Source organism: Stenotrophomonas sp. 2YAF22 (assembly GCF_052114665.1).
In the GTDB taxonomy this organism is placed as follows: Bacteria; Pseudomonadota; Gammaproteobacteria; order Xanthomonadales; family Xanthomonadaceae; genus Stenotrophomonas; species Stenotrophomonas indicatrix.
The window spans coordinates 1-1,942 of record NZ_JBFRFE010000720.1; the positions used below are offsets into that span (position 1 = coordinate 1).

Sequence of the window (1,942 nt, forward strand, 5' to 3'; positions counted from 1 at the left end):
GCGTCTCGCTGGTCACCGCGCCGTACACCGCCAACGGCCAGGTACTGGGCGTGCTGGGCGTGATCGGGCCGAAGCGGATGGCCTACGACCGGATGATTCCGCTGGTCCAGGCCACCGCCGATGTGCTCGGCGCGGCCTTTTCGCCGGGCGGGCGAACTCCGGGTGCATCGGACGCTTGAAACGCAGCATCCCGCCCACACTAGGGTGGGTGGAGGCGGAGAGTGACCGCCAGGGACCCAGACATGAATCAAGATCAGCCAGACATCGCCGCCCAGCAGGCCGCCGCCGACGCAGCTGCCGCCGAGGGCGTCAACGAACAGATCGAACAGCTCCGTGCCGAAGTGGAGCAGGTCAAGGCCGAAGCGCTGCGTGAGCGCGCCGACCTCGACAACCAGCGCAAGCGCGTGGCCCGCGACATCGAACAGGCGCGCAAGTTCGCCAACGAGAAGCTGCTGGGCGAACTGCTGCCGGTATTCGACAGCCTCGATGCCGGCCTCAAGGCCGCCGGTGACGATGCCCACCCGCTTCGCGAGGGCCTGGAGCTGACCTACAAGCAGCTGTTGAAGGTCGCTGGTGACAACGGCCTGGTGCTGCTGGACCCGACCGGGCAGCCGTTCAACCCGGAACACCACCAGGCGATCAGCCAGGTCGCTGCCCCCGGCGCCGCCCCGGGCAGCGTGGTGACCGTGTTCCAGAAGGGCTACCTGCTCAACGAGCGCCTGCTGCGGCCGGCGCTGGTGGTGGTTGCCGCCGATTGACCGCGGGCGCCGGGCCTGGCCTGGCGCGGGTTTTCCCGCCGCGACCGGGGCATCGGCACGACCGACGCTGAACGTGTTGGGCGAACGGAAACACAGCGTTCGGGGGATGGCTTGAATGTTCCACGAGCCTCCCCCACATCCCATTCATCCACCGGCCGAACGGCCGGGCTGACAAAAACAACATCCTTCAAGGAGTCTCCCCCATGGGCAAGATCATTGGTATCGACCTCGGCACCACCAACTCGTGCGTGGCGATCATGGACGGCGGCAAGGCCCGCGTCATCGAAAATTCGGAAGGCGATCGCACCACCCCGTCGATCGTCGCCTACACCAAGGACGGCGAAGTCCTGGTCGGTGCCTCGGCCAAGCGCCAGGCCGTGACCAACCCGAAGAACACCTTCTACGCGGTGAAGCGCCTGATCGGCCGCAAGTTCACCGACGCCGAAGTGCAGAAGGACATCGCGCACGTCCCGTACAGCATCCTGGCCCATGACAATGGCGATGCCTGGGTGGCCACCAGCGATGCCAAGAAGATGGCGCCGCAGGAAATCTCGGCCAAGGTGCTGGAGAAGATGAAGAAGACCGCCGAGGACTTCCTCGGTGAGAAGGTCACCGAAGCGGTCATCACCGTGCCGGCYTACTTCAACGACWSSCAGCGCCAGGCAACCAAGGACGCTGGCCGCATCGCCGGYCTGGACGTCAAGCGCATCATCAACGAGCCGACYGCGGCCGCGCTGGCCTATGGCCTGGACAAGGGCGACAACAAGGATCGCAAGATCGTTGTGTACGACCTGGGCGGCGGCACCTTCGACGTTTCGGTGATCGAGATCGCCAATGTCGACGGCGAGAAGCAGTTCGAAGTGCTGGCCACCAACGGCGACACCTTCCTGGGTGGCGAAGACTTCGACAACCGCGTCATCGAGTACCTGGTTGAAGAGTTCAACAAGGACCAGGGCATCGACCTGCGCAAGGATCCGCTGGCCCTGCAGCGCCTGAAGGATGCTGCCGAGCGCGCCAAGATCGAACTGTCCAGCGCCCAGCAGACCGAAGTGAACCTGCCGTACGTCACCGCTGACGCGTCGGGTCCGAAGCACCTGAACATCAAGCTGACCCGCGCCAAGCTGGAGTCGCTGGTGGAAGAGCTGATCAAGAAGTCGATCGAGCCGTGCCGCGTGGCCCTGAAC

2 protein-coding genes and 1 pseudogene are annotated in these 1,942 nt (G+C 65.2%); all 3 read left to right on the plus strand.

Annotated elements, in window-relative coordinates:
• Positions 1–179, plus strand: a pseudogene (locus tag AB4Y84_RS20360) (heat-inducible transcriptional repressor HrcA); the annotation flags it as partial.
• Between the two features lie 63 nt (positions 180–242).
• Positions 243–758 carry a nucleotide exchange factor GrpE gene (grpE, locus tag AB4Y84_RS20365; protein WP_025878870.1) on the plus strand — a complete coding sequence of 172 codons (516 nt, stop codon included), beginning with the start codon at positions 243–245 and terminating at the stop codon, positions 756–758.
• A gap of 203 nt (positions 759–961) precedes the next feature.
• A partial coding sequence (locus AB4Y84_RS20370; protein WP_442250785.1) for an Hsp70 family protein occupies positions 962–1,942 on the plus strand: 981 nt, incomplete at its 3' end.

Coding starts and splice junctions, on each gene's coding strand:
- grpE (WP_025878870.1), top strand. CDS start 243: ATGAATCAAGATCAGCCAGACATCGCCGCCCAGCAGGCCGCCGCCGAC.